Here is a 24,604-nt window from a genome sequence, read left to right on the forward strand (position 1 = left end):
AAAATTGTAGAAAAGCTGTTAACAAAACGTTCACATTTGGGATTTCTTAGATCTATATTAATAGTAGAATTAATGCAAGAATTGCTGGTCCACCTTGTTTTAAAATAATAGACTTTGAACTTGTAAGGCTGCCATATATGGCAGCTAATATAATGAATATTAACAGAACCGCTACAAACTCTTTAGGATTACTTGATAAAAAGGCACCATAAAATAAAGATAATGCGAGCAAACCATTATAAATACCTTGGTTTTTAAGTAGTGTTTGAATATTTTTATCTTTTAACACTTGTTGCTTTATATTAAATGTTTCTGCCGTTTTTTTAGAAGTTGTAGCGATTGTTTCTAAATACATAATGTACAAATGTTCAACTGCTACAATAACGACAAAAATCGTTGCTAGAATACTCACCTTAAATCTCCTCTATAGAATTATTTGACTTTCCTTTTCATGAATCATTTCAATAATTTCATTCTTTTCATTCATAACTGCTACTTTCGGTGCATGTGATCTCGCTTCTTCATCTGTTACTTGAACATAATTCATAATAATAATCACATCATCTACTTGTACAAGTCGTGCCGCAGCACCATTAAGACAAATTTTACCGCTTCCTCTTTCACCTTCAATAACATATGTTTCAAGTCTTGCACCGTTGTTATTATTAACAATCGCAACTTTCTCATTAGGCAAAATATCTACCGCATCTAATATGTCTGCATCTATTGTTATACTACCTACGTAATTTAAATTAGCTTCTGTAACTCTCGCACGATGAATCTTCCCGTTCATCATTGTTCTTATCATGAAATTCATCTCCATATATATTTTTAATTTATAAATTTTGATACTCGTTATTATCATACAATGATATTTTAATCCGTCAACTATTAAGTTTGAATATTACTTTTTTGTACCTATGGAACTAAATAGTGCGTACTTACATTTTATTTTATTTACAATTATACTATTCCATACAATATTAAAAAGGAGTTTTGAGCATGAATTACACAACATTTCATAATGGTAATACTATGCCTAATGTTGGCCTAGGTGTTTTTAGAGTGGAAAATGATGACACAGCAAAAGATGCAGTTAAACACGCAATTATTTCAGGTTATAGAAGTATTGATGCAGCATTTATATATGGAAATGAAAGTAAAGTTGGAGAAGGTATTGTAGAGGGAATTAAAGCAGCAAATATCTCAAGAGAAGATTTATTTATAACTTCTAAATTATGGTTAGAAGATTACGGTAAGGAAAATGTTAAACGAGCATATGAAAAGTCATTAAAGTTATTAGGTCTAGATTATTTAGATTTATATTTAATGCACTGGCCAGGTACAGATGAAAATCTTATGATAGACACATGGTCAGGTCTAGAAGAATTATACCAACAAAAATTAGTTAATAATATCGGTGTAAGTAATTTCAATATAGTTCATTTAGAAAAATTATCAAACAAAGCGACATATAAACCCGTCTTAAACCAAGTAGAATTTCATCCATACTTAACTCAATTAGAACTTAGAAATTATTTATATAGAAATGGCATAAAAATGGAATCTTGGTCTCCTCTAATGAATGCAGAAATATTAAAAGATAAAGTCGTTAATCATATTGCCAAAGAAATTAACAAAACACCTGCACAAGTCATTATACGTTGGAATATAGAACATGGTGTCATCACAATTCCTAAGTCTGTTACACCATCACGTATAGAAGAGAACTTTGAAGTATTTGATTTTAATTTAAATGATGATCAAATACAAATGTTGGACGCACTTAATGAAGATAAACGCATTGGACCAAATCCTTCAGAATTTAATGGTTAAGTAAAATAACTATAAACTTAAATATATACTTTATTAATCTATATTTTAAAATCTCGGACAATTGTTCGAGATTTTTTATTTTTCATAATTGAATACTTCGATTTCACACAAGATAATTATTGATTTATTTGTATTATACAATTATTTTTATAACTTTTTATTTTAATAAATTACATATGATTTTTCACTTATTATATTGCGTAAGTAGTTAATTTTTTGGTATTATTTAGGAGTAAACTATTTCGTCTTTTGAAATTCCAACAATTTTAAAACATTGTATTATCGATTTTTTCAACATATTAACGACTCATAAGAAATATTAAATTTAAAAATGAAAAATCAGGAGGATAACATGGACAACATTATTCATTATGAACTACTCAAAAAAGAAATTTTTAATAGAATTTTTGATGAAACACATTTGAAAAGAATGGATTTAATCACACTATTCTATCTTAACGAAATCAATGAAGAGGAAGTCTACGTACGTAAATTACGCAGACTCATGTTTGAACCTTCTTCTTCAGAATTAACAGGAGCACTAAAATCACTCGAAGAACTGAAATACTTCAATAAAGTAAGAGACCCTCAAGATGAGCGTTCTATCATTTTAAAAAATATCAATTACGAGGCTATTAATAAAACATTAAACAAATGCAAAAGTATCACTTATGAAAATTTAAATAAAGTTGAAGAAACATCAAAATAAAAAATTTCCAACCAAACAGGCTGGGTAATAAAAATTTCACCCAGCCTTTCCTTATTGACTTAGAACTCGCTAACTTTCACTATTTCGAATTGTGGTTGTTAGAACGAGGCTCGTCACGGACATTTCTATATACTTTGTTCCTTAAATTACTTTAATTTTCTATATTATGATTTATCCATGATAAAATTTCATTTAAATTAACATCTTCAAAGTGCGTAACATTTATTCGCTTATATTTACCGATATGGAAACGGTCATACTGTCGATCTTCGCACTTAGATTTAAATTGTTCGAAATCATCTAAATCATCTGGTGTATTCGGAAAATCACCATCTTTATAACATGTAACAATATGTCCTACATGCCTTGCGTTATCAAGATCTCTTTCTTTCTGCCTCTTATAAAGCTCATGCATCTCTCCGTACAAAATTAACGTCTTAGGCTTGTATTGATATTGATTTATCATACTTGTTAACATGTCTTCTTGTTTATAACTAAAAGGATAATCAATGATGACTTTCTTAGAGTGTTGAAACAAATCATCTAATTGAATATAAAATGTTTTCCAAGCTTTGTCACCAAGTGTTGCTTTCTCAGACATATTATTAAATCCATATTTATCAAAATAACTTTCTTTAATATCGTCATAAGACAAGATGTGCCAATTATCATTTGCTTTCATAATTTGATTTGCTAAGTAAGTCTTTCCTGTACCTGGTGGACCGGCCAATATTAATATAGACTTTTGTTTTTCTTTCATACTTTAACACGTTCTTTATTCATAAAGAGATTTATTTTATGCGCAACGATATTTTTCACCGCTTCATTACAAGGAATAATATTATGTCTTAAAGACTTATTGACCTTCGTTTCTCCAAAATATTTTTTGGCCGTTTCTGTCCAAGTAACAAGTAATTCTGTACCCACATTAAACTTTCTTATACCATTATCAATGAGTTCAGGAACATCTTCTTCTTTAACACCTGTACCACCATGTACGACTAACGGTGTGTCTACGATTGCATTAATCTCAGCTAACAATGGAATATTTACATTTGTCTTTGATTTAAATTGCCCATGATTCGTACCAATTGCAACAGCTAACGCATCTACCCCTGTTGATTCTGCAAAATACTTTGCATCTTCTGGATCTGTGTATCTTACTTCAGAACCATCTATTGTAATACCTTCTTCTGTACCACCAATAATACCGAGCTCACCCTCAACAGATGTTCCATGTTGATGTGCATAACCTACAACTGCTTTTGTTTTCATGATATTTTCTTTTAATGGTAATGATGAACCATCAAACATGACAGATGAATATCCTGCATCAATCGCTTCTTTTATATCATTAAAGTCTTTCGCATGATCTAAGTGGAGTACAACATCTACCATTTCTGAATTTGCGATGCTTTTAGTAACGGTTACTAAAGTCTTATATCCAATATATTTAGCAGTATCCACACTTGTTTGAATAATGATTGGACTGCCTGCTTCTTTTGCTGCTTCAATCATACTTGGTAACATTTCTAGATTATGTGCATTAAAAGCACCAATTGTACAATTTAGACGTTCTGCTTTTGCTGTTGCTTCTTTCAAATTAATATACATAATATTCGCTCCTTTAGAATGCTTTCATTAATGGTCCAATAATCCATGCATAGAATAATGCTGCTGCAACTGTATCAACATCTGTAGCGGTTGCATTAACAAATCCCATATTACTTAAGACGGTTACTAATAGTGCCGGTAATAATGTAATAAACAGCCCGTGTGCGATACCGCCAATAATAGCACCTCTTAAACCACCTGTTAAATTACCAAATATACCTGCCGTACCACCTGCGAAAAAGTTTGTCAGTATACCAGGTATAATCATTGCTAATCCGATAGTTGGGAATAAGAACATCGCAATAACTGTACCGATAGTCGTTGTAATAAATCCAATAATCACAGCGTTTGGTGAGAAAGGAAATAGTACTGGACAGTCTAAAGCGGGCTTTGCATCAGGTACTAATTTCATTGCAATACCTTTAAATGCTGGAACAATTTCGCCTAATAGTAATCTCACACCTGCTAATAGTACATAGACACCAACTACAAACTGAATAGATTGTAAAAATGCATACATAATATAGTTTGTATCACCTGATAATTTAGATGAGAAGTCTTCTCCTGCAAATAATACAGTTACTAAAAAAAGTGGTGCCATAACGACCATTAAAGATAAATATGTGTCCTGTAAAAATTCAAAGTTCTTAGGTAGCTTTAAATCTTCTACTGATTTTCTATTTTCTCCTCTTTTGCCGAATACGTATCCTACACCTGCTTCAAATACATAGCCAAGTGTACAAAAATGACCTAAAGCAATATGATCGCCACCCACGATTTTTCTTACAAATGGTTGAGCAATAGCTGGCATCATTGTCGCGAATATACCACCAATTAAACCGCCAATAATAACAAGTGAAAGACCTCTTAAACCTGCAAAATATCCACCAATCGTCGTCATTGTTGCCATCCATAATAATGCTTGACCAGTTAGAAAAATATATTTCCATGGTGTAAATCTTGCGATCAAAATGTTAAAAATAAAAATTGCTAAAAATGTAAAAGCAATTTCTCTTCCGAGTCCTAAATCACCCATTGCTTGACCATTTATTGCTTCAATTGAAGGAACAATGCCTTCCATATTAAAACCTTGTGAAAAAATTTTCCCGAAATAAGTTAAACTTCCTACAATAATAGCTGAACCTGCAGTTAATACTTGAAATCCGAGCAATGTTTTAAATGAACCCGATATAATTTGACCGGGCGTTTTCTTTTGTAATATCAAACCTAACATTGCAATTAAAGCGACAATTATTGCTGCTTGCGTCAAAATATTTTGTATAATAAAGTTTATAATTTGCATAGCATCACTTCCTTATTAAATGATCCCTTTTTCTTTTAATACTGGTGAAAGCTTTTCTTCAATTTCTTCAGTTGAGACAATATTTTTTAAATACACAATAGAAGTTGTATTTTCATCAATTGAAAAGTTATTAAATTGTGATTTAAAGTTTTCTCCCGTAATGATAATTTCCGCATTTCTAGATACTGCTGATGAGATTGTGTCATGATCTAAATCTGCTTCAACACCTAACTTGTTCAACACATCCTCAGCTGCCATTTGACACGCAAAGCTACTTCCTAAACCTGCTCCACAAACGAATAATATATTTAATTTACTCATGATATTTCCTCCTTTAATAAATAATCGATAAATTGACTTTTATCATCAAAGCTTAATAAGCGATTAACTTTTTCTTCATTTCTTACAAGTGAAACAATACTTTTCATAATATTTAAATGTGAAAATGAATCTGTAGCGGATAAGCAAAATATAATTTTCACTGGATCATTGATTTCATTTCCAAATTCTATATTTGGGTTAAGTGTCGCAATACTGACACCAAGTGCATTAGCGCCTTCTTCTGGTCTGGCATGTGCTAAAGCAATGTGCTTACCTATTACGATATACGGACCATATTCTTCTACTGATTGAATCATCGCATCTTGATATTGTGATGTGATAATGCCATCTTCTAAAAGTGGTTTAGAAACTTTTTTGATTGCGTTTTTCCAATCTGTACAAGTTTCGTTTAATAGTACGTGATGATCTTCCAATACTTCATTTAACATAGGCTGCACCTCTTTATCATTGAAATTAAAATTGTTTGTTTCGAATAAATGTTTCATATCTTTATAATCTGTTTCATTTAATTTCATTCCTTTATTCTCTAACCAAATAGATATATCTTTGAATAAGGAAACTTCATTTCTTTTTACCTTTTCGTTATTTCTAGATAAATAAGCATGTTGTTCTAAAAATCCTTCTATTTTCTTTATATCTGTTTCATTCACAATGGCATTAACGTAACAAGTCGGTTTATTAAATTCAGTATCAATTGTCGTAAACACAATATCGACATCATCATTTTCTATAAAAGCTTCTTCGTTTGAGGCTAATATTCTTATGATATTTACGTTAAAGTGCGACTTTAAAATTTCAGCTAATAAATTACTCGTTGCAATACCAAAGCTACAGACAATAACAGCATTAAAGAAATGTTTATTTTGCTGTACATATTTAAAATATGCCGTTGAAAAGTAAACAGTAATAAAGGCTATTTCATCTTCTGTAAAATCTAAATCAATATAACGATTCAAGCGGTTCATAGAATATTTTTCAATGGTTTTAAAGAACTTGTAATGACTATTTTTAATATTTTCTTTTAGTGGATTATAGATTTGAATCCCTTGTTGTAACCGACTTATTAAGCCTGATATATGTTTATTCAAACCTTCAAATAAATAACTTTGATAACCATTAAAGTCAATCGACAATTCATGTTCGACATATTCTATCAACTTAAGACTGACAAGCTGAGACAATGCGTCATGTTTATCATCTGACACTTGCTTCTTATTACCTATGAGTACATCCAGCCTATTGTAAATATAATTAAACTCACCTAAACTCACTTCTTGAAAATTCCAATCCATTACTTCGTCTACAAATATATTGATAATGCTGAGTTCTTTCTGTTTATCATCTTTTTCAGTATCTAATATATGACCGTTCTGAACTCTACAAATCCAAATAGCTGTTAAAATAATCACGGATAATTTAATATCATTTTGTTCTATCGCAATAACTTTAGAGTAGTTGTTTCTAATTTTATTGATATGGTTCAAACCAATGTAAGCAACTAAAGGGTTATATTGATCATACAAATCGTCAATAACCACTTTATCTTCAGTTATTCTTCTTACGAGATAATCATATAAAAAAGTACGAATATCGATTTCGTTTCCATCAATAGATAAACCAGTTGAAACATTAGAAACAATCTTCAAATTATACTTATCTAACGCTTGGCGAAGTAATTTCATATCTTTGTCCATCGTACTTTTAGAAATCTGTAAGTCTTCACATAACTCATAAATCTTTTGATGCGAATGATTCATTAAAGCATGACTCAAAATATATGCTCTACGATATACAGGATTATAAGTTTGCTCTTCAACCCTCCCAGAAACAATCTCTTTTAACTTAACCCTTTCCGAGTTAGTTAAATTTAAAATAAACGAACCACTTTGATTATTAATTTCCAAAAATTCATAAGTATTCAGAAATTCATTAATATCTCGTAAATCATTTCGAATCGTTCTTTCTGTTTTGTTGAACATAATACTGAGTTCCTTAGCAGAAACACTTTCTTTACTATTAAGAAAAACATTCAAAATATTTATCGGCCGACTTTTTAACATTTTTAACATCTCCCTTAATTAATATTGTAAATTTATACTTTAACAATTGTTAGTATTTTTATATTCTTATTAAAAACGGAAAAAATGTAAGCGTTTTAATAAAGCGTAATAAAAACGCCTTACCCGCTAGTGGTTACTAACGAATAAGACGCTTATTATATATTAATTTAGAGTCAGAATTCTGGTAATTAGAGGGACACCTCTTACGGACACTTCTCGGAATGCTGTCCCTAACGACACCTACTTCTCACCTATATCTTCTATTTCTTCTATTTCCTCTATTTCTTCTTATATCCGAAGTCTGGTATGTTATTCCAGCGTTTTCTGAAGTAATGTGCGACTGCTTTTGGTCTTCTTTCTCTAGTAAAGATACCTTTACGGTTTCCTTGTACGCGAATAACACCATTACTTGTTTCAAAGTCTGCGAAATTCCATACTTGCTCTCCTACAAAATTAGGGCATTGATCAATTATTTCATGGTTTGCTTCGTAATATTTAACTTGGTACTCTTCTGTAAACATAATATCATCTATTGCATGTAAACCAACCACTGTATCTGCTCCATATTCTGTGAACATGATCGGTTTGTCTGGTTGTTTTTCTAGCCAACCGTCTAATTCTTGTCGCAATGCTTCTTTCGCCGCTTCTAAATCACCACTTTGTACATACCATCCATAATATCTATTTAGACATATAACATCTACTAAGTCTTGCACTTGGCACACGTCTGGTAATGAATTCAGTAATGTCACGATCGTACATGGTCTATTTTGCGGATCTAGTTCTTTTGCAAGATTTACTAGTGGTTCAAAGTATTCTTTTGCCCCTAATGAAGCAGAATCTGGTTCGTTTGCAATCGACCACATCACAACACATGCTAGGTTTTTGTCTCGAGCAATCAATTCTTTAATCACTTGCTCATGATCTTCTTTTGTTCTAATTTTCTCCCATGTATCTGTATTTTGACTACCGTCTAATGCTGCTGAGAAATTCAAATGCACACCGACTGCTGTTGTTTCATCAATCACGACTACACCTTGTTCATCAGCAAGACGCATCATTTCTTCAGAATATGGATAATGCGAAGTTCTAAATGAGTTGGCACCTATCCATTTCATTAAATTTAAATCTTGAATATTAGAAACTTCATTCAAACCTCTTCCGTGATAATAAGTATCTTCATGTTTACCAAATCCTTTGAAGTAGAATGGCTCACCATTAATGAGAAACTGTCCTTTTTTCACTTCAATTGATCTCACACCAAATGGTTCTTCATAATAATCTATGACTTCATCATCAGCTTTAATAGAAACTGCTAATGTATATTGATAACCATCACCTGGCTGCCATAAATGAACATTTTCAATTTCTACCGTACTTTCCGCACCATTTTGAGAAGCTACAATACGACCATCTTGATCTATAATATCAACTTGTATAGATTGGTTACCTGTTGCTTTAACCGTATATTCTACTTGTGCATTTTGACCATCTATATGCGGTACGATGACAATATCTTCTATATAATGTTCTTTTGGCGTTGTATAAATTTTGACTGGTCTATGTAAACCTGCATAGTTAAAGAAATCGAAGTTCGGTTCATTGACTGCTTTAATATTTCCTTTTGAATCTTTGACTTCTTTAAAATTACCAACTGGAAGTGTTGAGTCATCAAGAATATTATTGACGATAACTGTTAATCGGTTTTTCCCTTTTTGTACAACATCATTGATTTCAACTTCGAATGGTAAGAATCCACCTCGATGTGACACGACTTTTTGACCGTTCACAAAAACTTCTGCTTCATGTGTAGCTGAACCAAATCTGAGCACTTGTCTTTCTTGTTGTAATACGTTTGGAATTGTAAAAGTTGTTTCATAGACCACTTTACCGACATGATTTCTAATAGATGTTACAACACCTTGGTCGTTATATGAACCTGGTACTGCCATTTGTAAATCTGTATCAATTTCAGTTGTAACGTCATATTCACCTTTATATTCAATCAATTTAAAAGACCAAATACCTGATAAATCAATCACGTTTCTCGTTTCTGTCATAATTGGATATAGCATATAACATTCTCCTTTATCTATTTATTATAGTTTTTCAAATAATGCGAGTTCTGAAACAATTCGTTTATGTTTTTTATCTGTAAGCGTATAGAACATACCAAATATGATGAGCGCTAATAATACTGCAACACCCGGCACTATGAAATAAAGTATTTTCAATCCATGTATTGTGCCTGCTGTTTGCTGTACATTCGGTTGATAGCCGATAATCGTTAAAGCCATACCAGGAATAAAGCCAGCTAATGCTTGTGACACTTTACGCGCAAAGCTATAGCTTGAATAAATAATCCCTTCAGATCTAACACCTGTCTTCCATTGTGAATAATCTACAATATCACTGATAAAAGCCCAAACAACTGTATTCGGTATAACAAGGAAAAATTGTGATATACAGTTAATAATTAAGAATGTTATCACATGTTCACCACTGATTAAAAAGTTTGCCGCTTCAGCAATCGCAAACCCTAAAAGCCCAATAATCGCTGTATATTTCTTACCAAATTTTTTATTAAGAAAAGTTGTTAAGAATAATGCCGGAATTAACGTGATAATATTTAAAACACTTACGATACCTACTAAATTCTGTTCGCCTAATACATATTGGAAATAGTACAGTTGTGATTGTTGTTTTAAAAAGAGTGATGTAATACTGAGCAATGTAAATATAATTAATACGATAAAAGGTCCGTTTTTAAAGAGCCCTTTAAACGCTCTCAATTCACTGCCTTTCTTTTCATTTTCATCTCTTTCAACTATAAATCTTTCTTTAACACCCTTGTAACATAGAATATGGAATATCACGCCTATCAGTGCTAAACCACCGATTACGACTGGATAACCAACAGATACACTATCAAAGAGCGATATCATTGGAATAACGATGATACCTGTTATAAACATCGCGCCTTGAGAACCGAAATTCCTAAATACAGATAATTGTGTTCTATCATCTGAATTCAAAGTCATAGAAGCAGATAATGAACCATATGGTATATTCACGACTGAGTATGCAACATTAAATAATAAATATGTCGCAAACGCCCAAATAATTTTACCTTGATCAGAAAAATCTGGTGAAATAAATGAAACGATCGTTAAAAATGCAAGTGGTAAAGTACCATATAATATAAATGGTCTAAATTTACCTTTTGGACCGATTTTATTTCTAGAATCCACTAATGCTCCAACACCAGTATCGACAAAAGCATCAAAAAGTTTAGCAACTAAGAACACTAAACCTCCGTAGAATGATGAAATACCTAATACATCAGTGTAGAACTTCAGTAAATAAATTAAACCTAAATCAAACATAAGTCCGTTACCAAAATCTCCGGCACCATATGCCATTTTCTCCCTTAAAGATAGTTTAGGTTTGTTAATATCTTTAAACGTTTCAATTTTTGTTTTCCCTTTATTTGCTTGGTGACTAGTTGTTGTTTTTACAGTGCTAATAACAACACCTCCTCAATAATTTGGGTAAGCGCTTACATATATGAACTTGAATCTACGAGTTCATTATAATTCTATTAGCATTCGATGAAAATCATCACTCAAAATAACAACGTTGTTACAAAAATTCAAAAGCCTTTATAAACACTTATATATCAATGATTACAGCGACAATCTCTAAATACACCACTTGCCATAAAATGATACGATAAGTGACAATTTTCTTTTTATTTTATACGATAAATCATATATATAAATATCACTAATTTGTTTTTCATAACATAATTACGAACTTAATTATGTGAATTTTCAGTTTTTAAAGATTTTCTATAACTTAATGGCGTTTGACCATACACTTTTTTAAACAAACTAATAAAATAATGTGTATGTTGAAAACCGATATACGCTGCAATTTCTTGTATATTCATATTTGTCTTAATCAGTAAGTCTTTTGCGAGGTCTAAACGAATCTCATTAATATATTGAATCACACTTTTACCGACTTCTTGTTTAAATAATCTTGAAAGATATGATGTCGATACACCTAGATTTTCACAAATATCATCTAGCGAAATGTCAGTATGAATGTATTTATGAATATATTGTACGGCTGATTTAACATGTGCTGAATATTGAATAGCATGAACTTTCTGTGCAGCTTTCGCATAATTGCAGCAAATTTCTTCTAACAATAATGTCCTTTCTTTATCATCAGACACATTGGCAATCATTCTCGCATGTGATTTGGACATATCATCAATCGTTAAATAATCTACCCCAGCCGCTTCAATCGCTTTTCTACCTAGTGTATTCGTTAATGTAGCAGCATATAAGAAGTTATCCAGTTTAGTACTTAGTCTTTCTAAACCTTGAACTTTATCATTTAACTTCCTATTTAATTCTAGTACTTCCTCAACTCTCCCATATTGCATAGCCAGCATCATTTGATTTTCAAGTTTATAACGTTCCTCTAATTCTTTAAGTAAATAAGTCTTCGATATCGGTCGCTGAATGATCTGGTCTTGATCCGTTTCATCCATATGAACCTCAACAACATCATAATTTCTTTTTTGTTGATGAACATGGCGACCGACTAACTTAGCAAAGCGAACAATTTGTTGATAATGACCTGTAGAAATCCCCGTTAAATAATGTTTTAATATTTTCAAGTCAGCACTAGAACGCCTTTGTTCTTCTAACATATTTAGACATTCTTTCTCAGACGGGCGCTTTAATACGAACGGTCCAAACAAAATAATCTCGTTTATATTATGAAATTTCATCACCATAAAATGAATGCCATAACCATTAATCATATGATAAATCTTTTTAGAACTTAGACCCTTTATCCATTTATAAATCTTTCGTTGAAACTTTTTCGATTTCACATTATCAAATGGAGTCGCAAGTACTTTAACAACATCTTCAATATCTTCAACATTAATCACATTTAAATGGATACTCAAAATTTGTTCAGCAACATCCCTATGCCATTGCAATAAAGTCTTCTCCACAATAACCCTCCCCTCATCAAACCATCCTATTGTTATTTTAACGTATAATACTCTTTTGGTGTTTAGTATTGAATTTATAAGGTGGATTGAAAGTAAGCTTGATAGAATAAAAAAATCACCTATCATAACCTTTTCAAATCAGGCTATAACAGGCAATTTTTATAGTTATTATTTTTTATTATCTTTTTCTAATTTATTTGTTTCTGGGTTATAGTATGTGAGTTCTTTTTTTCTTAATTTATTAATATCTTCTGGGCTTTGGTCATAATTCCCATTATAAAGTGTTGCTTCCCAACTACCGTACATTGGATTTGGTAATATAATATATTTTTCTCCAAAGTCTTTTTTATGTTTCTTAACAAATTCAGTTCTTGATTTTAATGTACTTTCTTTTGGATCATCAAAATCAAGTATGTTGTCCCCAAATAACATAACTAAATCGTGATTTTTACGTACTTTGGCTCTTCTTTCTTCTTTACCTTTTTCATTTTCACCTTTTAGTAGTATATGATGTTTATCTGATTGTGGCATATCAAGGTCTTTCATATTTTTCAAAGTACCTTTAAAATCTTCTTTTTGGTCTCTATCTGACACATAGAAAATTTCTACTCCTTTTTTATCAGCATATTGTAAAAATTCTTTAGCCCCATATACTGGCTTTGCTTTTCCTGCTGCAATCCATTCATGCCAACCTTCAGGGAAAGTCTTATGTTTGAGCGATGCGTATGCTTGATAAGGTGAATTATCTAGAACTGTTTCATCTAAATCTAATACGATGGCAGGTTTCTTTTTACCTTTATGGTGCTTTAATTTTTCATCTAATTTATCTTGAGCAGTATTATAACCTTGTAGATATAATGCTTTTGCTTCAGCTGACGTTTGATACCATGCAACACTCATTACATTTTGTTCTGCTAAATCCTTTTTAGTAACTTTATCTTTCTTAACTTCTTTAGTTGCTGTTTGATTAGCTAATACATGATCAGCATTTGAAACACCTGTTACACCCCCTAATAATACAACTAAAGCTGAACTTGCAATTAATTTTTTCATACTTTCATCCCCTTTTTATTTTTTCACATCCACTTTACATTTAATTAATATTTATTTCAACCTTCAAAAAAATTCCAGTATAGATTAATTTGAAAGTTCATCTATACTGGAATCCCGTTATATTATTCAGCTTTTTTAAGAATTTCTTTTTTAAGTTTTACTCTAAGTTGTTCTAATGTAAGTGGATCTGTAAACCAATAATCTTCTGCTTTATACGTAATAACTCTGTCATTTTTTACAGCGTCTAAGTTTTTCCTAGTTGCTGTTTTTTCAAAATCAAAGTTACCGTATGATGGTTTACTTAAGAAGATATAGTCTCCGGCATAATCTGATATTTCTTCTTTAGAAATAGATTCATAACCTTTTCCGCCTTTTTTAACTTTAGCTTCATATTCTTTAGTCATTGGCATACCAAATGCATCATGTACAATGTCTAATCCACGTCCCCACGTGCTTTCATATATAAAGATTTCTTTTGAGTCTGGTTCAAATACTGATGCAGTTGAATCGCCAACTTTACTTTGAATCTCCTTTTTATCTTTAGCTGTTTCTTTATTCCACTTGTCGATCCAATCTTTAGCTTTATCTTCTTTACCAGTTAACTTCCCTAACTCTGTTAATATTTCTTTATGGTTATACTTTGTATAAGTATAAGGAACAGTCGGTGCAATTTTTTGATATTTTTTAAGATTTTTATCCATTGAATCCGCAATAATTAAATCCGGTTTCTGTTTCGCTACTTGCTCGACATTCCCATCACCAACGAATTCTACACCATCTAAATGTGGTTTAATAATAGATGATTCCTTTGCCCAATCAGGAACAGCAATTGGCTTAATACCTAATTCAATAAAATCCCCTACATAAAAAGCTGTTAAGACAGCAATTTTCTTAGGTTTTTTTGGAACTTGAATCGTTTTCCCGTTCTCTAGTTTGTAATCTTTTGTTTCATTCGATTCTGACTTTTTCGTATCATTTGAACTATTTGAGCACGCACTTAGAAGTAAAATACAACTTAACAATCCTATAATAAGCTTTTTCAAATTATGCTTCCCACTTTCTAATTGATATACATTATCAATTATATACATTTTCTAAAAAATAACCAGACACATAAGCAAAAATGCTTAAAATTTTTAAAGATAAGATATACTAGAATTAAATAAATTATGAAGGTGAAACATATGGAGTATAGAATGGCCACAATTAATGATGTACAAGGTATTATAAAAGTTTGTTCTGATGGATATCATGTGACATATAAAGATATACTACCTGAAAAATACATCACACAAATTATTAATGAATTTTATAATGAACAACGGGTTTCTAACGAAATAACGCATATTGATCAATATTGGAATGGATGGTTTGTTGCTGAAGATAATGGACAAATTGTTGGCGCTGGTGGCGGCGGTTTTAGAGAACCACATATCTCTGAATTATATGTCCTATACTTGGATCCAACGCGTAAACGAGAAGGCATCGGTTCGTGTTTATTAAATATTATTACAGAAGATCAAATAAAAAGAGGTGCTAAAGAACAATGGGTTTCAGTAAGTAAAGGAAACCATATGGGAATTCCTTTTTATGAAGCCAAAGAATTTAAATACCAATATGAAAAACCAATGTATACTCTACCAGAAAATGAAAACTACATTTCATTAAAATACAAACGTCAATTATAAGGAGCGTTATAACGTGAAATTAAGTGTATTAGATCAAGCACCCATTTCTAAAGGAAGTACGCCTGAAGAAACATTACAAAATACTATCGCATTAGCACAATGGACTGAGTCGTTAGGTTATCACAGATATTGGGTTGCTGAACACCACAATACGAGTGGTCTTGCAAGTTCATCACCAGAAATCTTGATGACTCAAATTGCAGCTTCAACTAAACATATTCGAGTTGGCTCTGGTGGCATATTATTACCACAATATAACCCTTATAAAATTGCAGAGAATGGTAAGACTTTATCTGCATTATTTCCTAACCGTATCGACTTAGGATTTGGTAATTCACCAGGTGGTTCTCCAATTACACAAAAAGCTTTAACTGATGATCATATTAAACCAATTGAAGACTTTTACAGACAAGCATCTGACTTACAAGGATTCTTGCATAACTCGTTACCTAGAGATCATAAATTTAGACTCGTTAAAGCAGGACCACGCATAGACAATCCACCAACAATGTGGTTATTAGGTTTAACTGAAAATGGTGCTAGAAACGCAGCACAACTAGGAATTGGATTTGTATTCGGTCACTTTATAAATCCTAAATATAAAGAAATCGCAATGAAGCGCTATTATGAAGACTTTATACCATCCGTTAATATGAAAGAACCAACAGCCATTGTTTGTATTTTTGTAGTATGCGCAGAGACAGACGAAGCAGCAGAACAATTAGCCATTTCACAAGACAAATGGTTATTAAACGTAGGTAAAGGATTAGGAACAAAAGTTCAACCACCAGAAGAAATCAATATAGACGATTATACAGAAGAAGAATTAGAACTCATTAAGACGAATCGAAAAAGAAGTATTATAGGTTCACCACAAACAGTAAGAAAGCAACTTAATCAACTAGCAGAAGAATATCAAACTAACGAATTTATGATTATAACAAATATTTATGATTTCGAAGCCAAGAAAAAATCATATCAATTACTAGCAGAAGAAATCTTGGCATAAATGAGATTTGCTGGAGAAGATTTGGGATGTGTATTGAGATCTGTGCTGGGATGTAACTTCCATTATTCTGAATTCTAGTAATTAGAATCCGCTAACTTCCATTATTCTGAATTCTGGTTGATAGATGAGCGCTCATTTAGAGACATTTCTCGGAATTATGTCCCTAACGACACCTCTTACGGACATTTCTCGGAATTCTGTCCCTAACGACACCTCTTACGGACATTTCTCGGAATTCTGTCCCTAACGACACCTCTTACGGACACTTCTCGGAATTCTGTCCCTAACGACACCTCTTACGGACATTTCTCAGAATTCTGTCCCTAACGACACCTCTTACGGACATTTCTCGGAATTCTGTCCCTAACAAATCAAAATACGCATCAAAAAGAAAGAACCTGAGGCACATCGTGTGCCTCAGGTTCTCTTAATCTATACTAGAATTGTTCTGATAAGATTTTTTGTTCTAAGAAGTTTAGCATATAGTCTGGGCTACCTGTCTTAGCATCTGTTCCTGACATTTTGAAGCCTCCGAATGGATGATAACCTACTACTGCTGATGTACAACCTCTGTTCAAGTATAAGTTACCTACGTCATAATCTTCACATGCTTGTCTCCAATGTTCACGATTATTTGTAATGACTGCTCCTGTTAATCCGTAATCTGTGTCATTAGCAATTTCTAATAATTCTTCAAAGTTATCGCCTTTAGTGAAGCCAACAACTGGTCCGAAGATTTCTTCTTGCATAATTTGATCACTTGATTTAAGTCCAGAAATGATTGTTGGATGTACGAAATAACCTTTACTGTCATCAGTCTTACCGCCAACTTCTAGCTTACCTTCTTTACTACCAATTTCGATATAATTTTTAATTTTATCAAATTGTTTTTTATTAATAACTGGTCCCATGTATACATCAGAACCGCCTTCTGTGTGATTAATTGAAAGTTCTTTTGTTAATGCGATTGATTTTTCTAGAACTTCATCATAAACATCTTTGTGCACGATTGCTCTTGAACATGCAGAACATTTTTGACCAGAAAAGCCAAATGCAGAATCTACAATTGCTTTAGCTGCTAAATCAGTATCTGTATTTTCATCAACTATAATTGCATCTTTACCGCCCATTTCAGCGATAACACGTTTTAAGAAGTTTTGGCCTTCTTGAACTTTAGCTGCTCTTTCAAAAATACGTGTACCTGTTGCTCTTGAACCAGTAAATGTTACAAAGTGCGTATCTTTATGATCAACTAAGTAATCACCGATTTCTTTCGGATCACCTGGTACAAAGTTTACAACGCCTTTCGGAAGACCTGCTTCTTCTAAAATTTCCATTAATTTATATGCAATTAATGGTGTATCTTCTGCTGGTTTAAGTAATACTGTATTACCTGCAATAATAGGTGCAACTGTCGTACCTGTCATAATTGCAAATGGGAAGTTCCAAGGTGGAATTGTAACACCAGGACCCATTGGTTTATAAATATATTGGTTATGCTCCCCTTCTCTATCAAAGACTGGCTTACCATTAGCCAATTCCATCATAGAACGCGCATAATATTCAATAAAATCAATACCTTCATTTGTATCTCCATCTGCTTCATTCCATGGCTTACCTGCTTCATAAACCATTAATGCAGAAAGTTCATGTTTTCTTCTGCGAATTATAGCAGAGACTCTGATTAATAATTCGGCTCTTTCTTTATGAGACCATTTTCTCCAAGTCTTATAGGCTTCTTTAGCCGCTTCCATCGCTTGGTCAACTTGTTCTTTAGAAGCTTTTGAAATTGTACCTAGTACTTGTTGGTGGTTTGCAGGATCTACAGATTCAAACTTATCATCTGTATAAATCTTCTCACCATTAATTACTAGAGGAATTTCTTTCCCAAATTCAGATTTAACTTTTATTAATGCATCTTTAAACGCTTGTTGATTCTCTTGATTTGTAAAATCTGTTGCTGGTTCATTGTGAAATTCTACTACCATCCTTCATACCTCCTAAAAATATAAACCTAATAAGAGATAAATACCTCTTATAAAACATTTTACTATTGTATTTTAAAAATTATCAAGTAAAGGGCTTTCATAAAAAAATGATTATTATTCAAAAATCTTATAATCCCTATAACAGCAGTACTTTAGAGAGTCACACATACAAAAATGATGAGACATCTCAAGATGCCTCATCATTACTCAAATAGAGAAATTATACACTTTATTTAATAGCTTGATGTATGTGTTGAATATCTTGTGGCGTTGTTTCACAACATCCACCTACTATTTGAACGCCTTGCGATATCCACTCTTTAGACTTTTGAGCAAGCAATGCATGATCTCCTTGACCTACCCAAACTTTTTCTACTGGATCAAATGTCTTACCACCATTCGGATAAACAGCAATGACTTGTGGTAATGCTGTTAATCCCTTTTTAATTGCTTTATCAACACTTTCAATCTTTGAACAATTCACGCCAAATACAGGCAGTCGCTCTTCATAGTCTTTAATATATTGGCATACTGTCTCAAATTCAGTACCATCGGATAGATTACCTTCATCACTTACGGTACATGATATCCAGAATGTGATGTCATCTGAATATTGAGGAATGATATGTTCAACGATTGATTTAATTTCATTAAAGTTAGGCACCGTTTCAAATACAAAATCATATATACCTCTATCAATAAGTGCTTGAATACGTGCTTGATGAAAGTCAATATAATCTTCTATAGATACTTCATATGCTCCAGTATATTCTGAGCCATCACTTAAATATGCGCCGTATGGGCCTAAACTGCCTACTATAACTTGTTCATCTGTCACAGATGCTTTTATTTGTTCGACAGCAACATCAAATAAATGTTTTATTTCTGACGTTTGCATACCAATAGATTCAAATGTAGCAAAGCTTGCTTGATAAGTACTTGTTAATACAATATCAGCACCTGCATCTGTAAATGCTTGATGCGCTTGTTTCACTTTATTAGGTTCATGAATGATTACTTCACTAGACCATAATGACGAATTCAAATCACATCCATAACCTTCTAATGTTGTGGCTAATCCACCATCTAATACTAAAGTGCGTTCTTGTTTAATTTTATTCAGAAGTCTCAATGATCTGACCGTCCTTTTTATGATATTTTACAAAATAAAATACAATCGCAATAATCGCAAACGGAATACCGAAATATAATGCTGGTGATTGGTTCGGATCAAAAATCATACCAATACATGACACTAAACAAAGTATAAAGCCAATGATTGGTACACTTTGATGAATTTTCAAATGTTTATTTGCTCGTTTCGCATTGAAATAAGATAAACAAATACTCATCCATACGATTACGACAGCTAAACCTGCTATAGAAACGAGTACGATATATAATGTATCCGCAGTATAAATACTTGAGAATAATGCCAGTAAACCACCACACATACTAAAAATAGTAGCGCGTATCGGCATTTGATGTTTGTTTAGTTTCTTAAAATAATTAGGGAACATGCCTTCATTTGAAAGACTCCAAACCATTCGACTAGCTGCATATAACCCTGAATTGGCCGCTGATAATAATGCGGTAATAATGACTAAATTCATAATATCACCAGCATACGGGATACCCATATTTTGAAAGATAACAACAAATGGACTTTCTAATGATTTCCCTTGATAACTCGGTATGAGAATAGAAATAATAACCATCGTTCCAATGAAGAAAATAATTAATCGCCATAACGTTGCATTAATTGCTTTCGGAATTACTTTTTTAGGATTTTTCGTTTCACCTGCTGCAATACCTATCAGTTCAGTACCACTAAATGCATAGTTAACAGCTAACATCGTTAAGAATACGGCGCCTAAACCATTTGGAAATGTTGGATTCGTATATCGTGATTTAATTGTATCTAGACCGCTATAACCACTGTAGTGAATAAGCCCGAATAACGTGAGAGCGCCTAAACAAATAAACAGTATGATAGCTAAGACTTTCACTAAAGAAAAATAAAATTCAACTTCAGCGTAGAATTTCGTAGATACAATATTAAAAGCTAAGACAAGTATAATCGCAATACTTGAAAATATGTATACAGGTACATCCGGTAGCCACTTTTGCATTAAAATACCCACTGCCGTAAATTCAGAACCAAGTGCTACTGTCCATGTTAACCAATAAAACCAAGCGACTATATATCCTATTGAAGGATGTATATATTTTGAAGCATATACATGAAATCCACCTGTCACCGGATGTTCAATCGCTAATTGTCCGAGACATAGCATAACGAGATACACGAGAATAGCACCAACCACATAAGATAACATCGTACCTAAGGGACCCGCTTGTTGCAATGTATAACCAGAACTTAAAAATAACCCTGTCCCAATTACACCACCAAAACTTAATAACATAATATGTCGTTGTTTCATATCACGTTTATATGACTGATTTGACACGATATACCTTCTCTCTAAAATTAAAAATATCTTCAATTTTATATCTTTCGAATAATTCAGTCAACTTATAATTTTCTGTAAATATAAAAAAACCTCTGTATAGTATGGTTTTTATAGCATACTATACAAAGGTTTTAGGTCAGAAGTCTTCGTGCGTTACACCCTGATTTTGTACCTTTGCGCACTATATCTTGCAGTCTTCGTGCGTTCTCACCACTTCATCATATACCTTCTAATGCATTTCTTAATTTTTCTTGTATCGTCTCTTTACCATCTTCTACAGGATTAAATTCAAATTTTTCATCATTTATAAAAACGGTTGGCACGCCTTTAATCCCTCTTTCAAATGTTTCTTGCATAATGGCTAAGGATCGATCGTCTGCATTTTTTTGTGGTGATAATCCTAATTCATGTTCCATTTTTCTTTCTATCGTTTCAAAATTCAATGTCCATTCGTCTTGTGTTTCATATAGGTGTCTTACTATTTTAAAACTTTCTTCGGGGTCATCGTAATCCAAATAAATATTCGCAACAGTTCCTTTGAGCAGTCTTTGTTTCGTCTTATCAAAATGCTTGACGATATATTGTACTTTATTCTCATTAATATAAGGTTCTAAAACTTCGTCAGCTGCTGCAAAATAATTTAAACAATATGGGCATGCAAAATTAATAAATGCCTCTATTGTTATGTTTGCGTCTTTGCTTCCTACTGTTAAATGTTGGATTTCTGTCATAACGTTACCTCCTATATGTTGTTATACTTATTTAACCATTTCACAGCCGATAAAGCGAATGATTATATTCAGAATTGTTCACCAATTTGAAGATATACAAAAAAACACTTCATAACAAAGTTATGAAGTGTTTAACTAATGGTTAAATATTAGTTTTTGATAACGTTAACTGCTTGAGGTCCACGTTGTCCTTCTTCGATATCGAAAGTAACTGAAGCACCTTCGTCTAATGATTTGTAACCTTCAGTTTGGATAGATGAGAAATGTACGAATACGTCGTTACCATTTTCTCCTTCGATAAATCCGTAACCTTTTTCTGCGTTAAACCATTTTACTGTACCTTTATTCATAATAAAAGTCCTCCTATTGTGCTTTTGCACGTATATTTGCAATAATCAATCTTCAAACTTAAATGGACTTTATTAACTATGAATAAAACTACCAATTAATTTAATCTCGAAATATCACTTGCTACCTACTATACGCTATAAATGATTGAAAGTAAAGCTTTATGTTAAATTAAACTTTTATTTTACTTTTATCCTGTGTTAAAACCTATAAATAATACTTGTCTATCACTTTTAAAGATTCATCTAATTCATATATTAATGGTGCGCCTGTTTTGATTTCTAAGTTTGAAATTTCATCATCTGGAATATCTTCTAAATACTTAATCAGTGCTCTTAAAGAATTACCATGTGCAGAAACTAAAGTCGTTTGATGGTTTAATAAACTTGTTGAAATATGATCTATCCAATATGGAATAACTCTATCCAATGTATCTTTAAGACTTTCAGTAACAGGCATGATTCTTCTATCTAACATTTCATATCTTCTATCATTCAAGTATTCTTCTCGTAATTTTTCATCCGCTTCTGGAGGTCTTGTATCATAAGAACGTCTCCAAATATGAACTTGTTCTTCACCATATTCTTCACGTACTTGATCTTTATTTTTACCTTGAAGACCACCATAGTGACGCTCATTTAAGCGCCACGTTTTGTAAACAGGTATCCAAAGTTGGTGAGAATACTTCAATAATAAATATGTGGTTTCAATTGCTCTTGTTAAAAGTGATGTATACACAACATCTATTTCGATATTTTGTTTTAATAATTTTTCACCTGAGATTCTCGCTTCATTATACCCTTGCTCTGATAACTCTACATCTGCCCAACCTGTAAATAAATTTTTCGCATTCCATTCACTTTGCCCATGTCGACATAAAATTAATTTTGGCATATGATTCGCTCCAATCTTTTAATTGTTAAGTCTATTGAACCACTAATTGTAAATTTTTAAAAATAAAAAGACCTTCCGATAGCATTTCAAAATATCCAAATCAGTTCTATAATAAATATCATCATAAAATGTTAAAAGGATTGAGTTGTCATGATTTATAAATTCATAAAAATCATACTCCAAATATGTATGATTTATTTTATTACCGTACTAGGTAGTTGGATACAAGAAACATTAAACATACCTATTGCAGGTAGTATTATCGGACTTGTGATACTTTTCTTATTATTACAATTTAAAATTATAAAAGAAGAATGGATTAAAGACGGTGCAAATTTATTATTAAGTACGATGATTTTCTTTTTCATTCCATCAATCGTTGGTGCTATGAATTTAGTTAACCAAATAAACGCGCAATTTATCTTTTTAATTGTATTAGTCATCGCAAGTACATGCATAGTTGCACTCTCATCAGGATACATAGCTGAGAAAATGTTAAAAAGCAATCATATAGAAGAAAGTGGTGATCAATCATGATGATTAAAGCACTTTTAATGATTCTTTTAACAATTGTCATGTACATATTTGCATTATTTATACAGAAAAAATTCAAGATCACCATCCTACACCCTGCACTCGTTTCATCCATTGCAATTATATGCGTACTTGTGTTGTTTGGATATAATTACAACGACTATATGGTAGGGGGTCAATGGATTTATGACTTTTTAAATTGCACAGTTGTCTGTTTAGCATATCCACTTTATTTATATAGAAAAATGATTGTTCAACATTTTAAAGTCATTATCACAAGTGTATTAGTTGGGATAACGATTAATATTATTTTAATGTTTACGATTTTAAATATATTCGGTTATTCGAAAGAAATGATTGCATCATTGTTGCCTAGATCTATAACAGCAGCAGTCGGTGTACAAGTATCACAACAAATTGGCGGAATAGACAGCTTAGCCGTGTTGTTTATTATAGGTACAGGATTAATTGGAAGTATGTTGGGATCATATCTTATTAAAATAGCAAAATTCCAAACATCCATTGCCAAAGGACTCACTTATGGCAATGCATCACATGCTATTGGAACAGCCAAAATATTAGAAACTGATATCGAATCAGCAGCCTTCAGTTCAATCGGCATGATTCTAACAGCCTTAATCAGCTCAGTCGTGATACCATTGTTTGTTATATTAGTATATTGAGAATTTAGAGATGAAGATTATACAAAGATAGAGCCTGGAGTGAGTTTGTAGGTCTGTATGAGGTGCTATGTTGCTTGTTTGAGGAGTCTTGCAACATACGGGAGCTCTATGTTGCTTGTTTGGGATGTCTTGCAACATACAAGGCGCCTATTTATCTTGTTTCACTAGTCTTGATAAATACAAGCCGCCTATTTATCTTGTTTCGCTAGTCTTGATAAATACAAGCCGCCTATTTATCTTGTTTCGCCAGTCTTGATAAATACAAGCCGCCTATTTATCTTGTTTCACTAGTCTTGATAA

Annotated in this window: 24 protein-coding genes; 6 read left to right on the top strand and 18 right to left on the bottom strand. The window is 32.1% G+C overall.

The window, feature by feature from the left end:
• Positions 1-52 precede the first annotated feature (52 nt).
• Both CD035_RS02005 and panD read right to left on the bottom strand, forming a co-directional pair.
• Positions 53-412 carry a DUF1304 domain-containing protein gene (locus CD035_RS02005; protein WP_048540020.1) on the bottom strand — a complete coding sequence of 120 codons (360 nt, stop codon included), beginning with the start codon at positions 410-412 and terminating at the stop codon, positions 53-55.
• Between the two features lie 12 nt (positions 413-424).
• A complete protein-coding gene (gene panD / locus CD035_RS02010) occupies positions 425-808 on the bottom strand; it encodes an aspartate 1-decarboxylase (RefSeq protein WP_025905023.1) in 384 nt (127 codons plus the stop codon).
• 194 nt (positions 809-1,002) lie between these two features.
• Between panD and CD035_RS02015 the strand changes: the two genes are divergently transcribed.
• Together CD035_RS02015 and CD035_RS02020 are read left to right on the top strand one after the other, a co-directional pair.
• Entirely contained in the window at positions 1,003-1,836 is an 834-nt protein-coding gene (locus CD035_RS02015; protein ID WP_048540018.1) for an aldo/keto reductase, read from the top strand.
• Positions 1,837-2,188: 352 nt separating this feature from the next.
• Positions 2,189-2,545: a transcriptional regulator, SarA/Rot family gene (locus CD035_RS02020; protein ID WP_048540015.1), complete on the top strand. Its 357-nt coding sequence runs from the start codon at positions 2,189-2,191 to the stop codon at positions 2,543-2,545.
• A 151-nt stretch (positions 2,546-2,696) separates the two neighbouring features.
• Here the strand turns inward: CD035_RS02020 and CD035_RS02025 are convergent, their stop codons facing one another.
• From CD035_RS02025 to CD035_RS02070, 10 genes are all read right to left on the bottom strand, one after another.
• Positions 2,697-3,305 carry an AAA family ATPase gene (locus CD035_RS02025; RefSeq protein ID WP_048540014.1) on the bottom strand — a complete coding sequence of 203 codons (609 nt, stop codon included), beginning with the start codon at positions 3,303-3,305 and terminating at the stop codon, positions 2,697-2,699.
• The gene (locus CD035_RS02030; RefSeq protein ID WP_048540012.1) at positions 3,302-4,159 is read right to left on the bottom strand and encodes a class II fructose-bisphosphate aldolase; all 858 of its coding nucleotides are present in this window, start codon (positions 4,157-4,159) and stop codon (positions 3,302-3,304) included. The genes CD035_RS02025 and CD035_RS02030 overlap by 4 nt, the downstream gene beginning before the upstream one ends.
• 13 nt (positions 4,160-4,172) lie before the next feature.
• Complete coding sequence (locus tag CD035_RS02035; protein ID WP_048540010.1) at positions 4,173-5,462, bottom strand: PTS sugar transporter subunit IIC; 1,290 nt, start codon at positions 5,460-5,462, stop codon at positions 4,173-4,175.
• A gap of 15 nt (positions 5,463-5,477) precedes the next feature.
• Complete coding sequence (locus CD035_RS02040) at positions 5,478-5,783, bottom strand: PTS sugar transporter subunit IIB (RefSeq protein WP_048540009.1); 306 nt, start codon at positions 5,781-5,783, stop codon at positions 5,478-5,480.
• The gene (locus CD035_RS02045; RefSeq protein WP_048540008.1) at positions 5,780-7,864 is read right to left on the bottom strand and encodes a BglG family transcription antiterminator; all 2,085 of its coding nucleotides are present in this window, start codon (positions 7,862-7,864) and stop codon (positions 5,780-5,782) included. The genes CD035_RS02040 and CD035_RS02045 overlap by 4 nt, the downstream gene beginning before the upstream one ends.
• A 278-nt stretch (positions 7,865-8,142) precedes the next feature.
• Positions 8,143-9,939 (bottom strand): beta-glucuronidase, encoded by a 1,797-nt coding sequence (gene uidA, locus CD035_RS02050; RefSeq protein WP_048540006.1) that lies wholly within the window; start codon positions 9,937-9,939, stop codon positions 8,143-8,145.
• Between the two features lie 24 nt (positions 9,940-9,963).
• Entirely contained in the window at positions 9,964-11,286 is a 1,323-nt protein-coding gene (locus tag CD035_RS02055; protein ID WP_080964646.1) for a glycoside-pentoside-hexuronide (GPH):cation symporter, read from the bottom strand.
• 395 nt (positions 11,287-11,681) lie between these two features.
• Positions 11,682-12,902, bottom strand: coding sequence for a helix-turn-helix transcriptional regulator (locus tag CD035_RS02060; RefSeq protein WP_048540003.1), 1,221 nt, complete (start codon positions 12,900-12,902; stop codon positions 11,682-11,684).
• A 168-nt stretch (positions 12,903-13,070) separates the two neighbouring features.
• Positions 13,071-13,955, bottom strand: a complete 885-nt coding sequence (locus tag CD035_RS02065) for a 5'-nucleotidase, lipoprotein e(P4) family (protein ID WP_048540001.1) — start codon at positions 13,953-13,955, stop codon at positions 13,071-13,073.
• A 122-nt stretch (positions 13,956-14,077) separates the two neighbouring features.
• Entirely contained in the window at positions 14,078-15,046 is a 969-nt protein-coding gene (locus CD035_RS02070) for an ABC transporter substrate-binding protein (RefSeq protein ID WP_048539999.1), read from the bottom strand.
• Positions 15,047-15,151: 105 nt separating this feature from the next.
• Between CD035_RS02070 and CD035_RS02075 the strand changes: the two genes are divergently transcribed.
• A complete protein-coding gene (locus CD035_RS02075; RefSeq protein WP_080964644.1) occupies positions 15,152-15,643 on the top strand; it encodes a GNAT family N-acetyltransferase in 492 nt (163 codons plus the stop codon).
• Between the two features lie 13 nt (positions 15,644-15,656).
• Complete coding sequence (locus CD035_RS02080) at positions 15,657-16,652, top strand: LLM class flavin-dependent oxidoreductase (RefSeq protein ID WP_048539996.1); 996 nt, start codon at positions 15,657-15,659, stop codon at positions 16,650-16,652.
• Between the two features lie 437 nt (positions 16,653-17,089).
• Here the strand turns inward: CD035_RS02080 and pruA are convergent, their stop codons facing one another.
• From pruA to CD035_RS02110, 6 genes are all read right to left on the bottom strand, one after another.
• The gene (gene pruA / locus CD035_RS02085; RefSeq protein ID WP_037589857.1) at positions 17,090-18,640 is read right to left on the bottom strand and encodes an L-glutamate gamma-semialdehyde dehydrogenase; all 1,551 of its coding nucleotides are present in this window, start codon (positions 18,638-18,640) and stop codon (positions 17,090-17,092) included.
• Positions 18,641-18,869: 229 nt separating this feature from the next.
• Complete coding sequence (mmuM, locus tag CD035_RS02090; RefSeq protein WP_048539994.1) at positions 18,870-19,772, bottom strand: homocysteine S-methyltransferase; 903 nt, start codon at positions 19,770-19,772, stop codon at positions 18,870-18,872.
• On the bottom strand, positions 19,756-21,084 hold the full coding sequence (locus tag CD035_RS02095) for an amino acid permease (protein ID WP_048540109.1): 1,329 nt from the start codon (positions 21,082-21,084) through the stop codon (positions 19,756-19,758). The genes mmuM and CD035_RS02095 overlap by 17 nt, the downstream gene beginning before the upstream one ends.
• A gap of 248 nt (positions 21,085-21,332) precedes the next feature.
• Positions 21,333-21,845 (bottom strand): thioredoxin domain-containing protein, encoded by a 513-nt coding sequence (locus CD035_RS02100; protein ID WP_048539993.1) that lies wholly within the window; start codon positions 21,843-21,845, stop codon positions 21,333-21,335.
• 149 nt (positions 21,846-21,994) lie between these two features.
• Entirely contained in the window at positions 21,995-22,195 is a 201-nt protein-coding gene (locus CD035_RS02105; RefSeq protein WP_025905033.1) for a cold-shock protein, read from the bottom strand.
• A gap of 205 nt (positions 22,196-22,400) precedes the next feature.
• Entirely contained in the window at positions 22,401-23,087 is a 687-nt protein-coding gene (locus CD035_RS02110; protein ID WP_048539991.1) for a 2,3-diphosphoglycerate-dependent phosphoglycerate mutase, read from the bottom strand.
• Between the two features lie 150 nt (positions 23,088-23,237).
• Here CD035_RS02110 and CD035_RS02115 point away from each other — a divergent pair, with 150 nt between their 5' ends.
• Complete coding sequence (locus CD035_RS02115; protein ID WP_048539989.1) at positions 23,238-23,624, top strand: CidA/LrgA family protein; 387 nt, start codon at positions 23,238-23,240, stop codon at positions 23,622-23,624.
• The gene (locus tag CD035_RS02120) at positions 23,621-24,304 is read left to right on the top strand and encodes an LrgB family protein (protein ID WP_048539987.1); all 684 of its coding nucleotides are present in this window, start codon (positions 23,621-23,623) and stop codon (positions 24,302-24,304) included. The genes CD035_RS02115 and CD035_RS02120 overlap by 4 nt, the downstream gene beginning before the upstream one ends.
• Positions 24,305-24,604 lie beyond the last annotated feature (300 nt).

Source organism: Mammaliicoccus sciuri, assembly GCF_002901825.1.
GTDB classification, from domain to species: domain Bacteria; phylum Bacillota; class Bacilli; order Staphylococcales; family Staphylococcaceae; genus Mammaliicoccus; species Mammaliicoccus sciuri.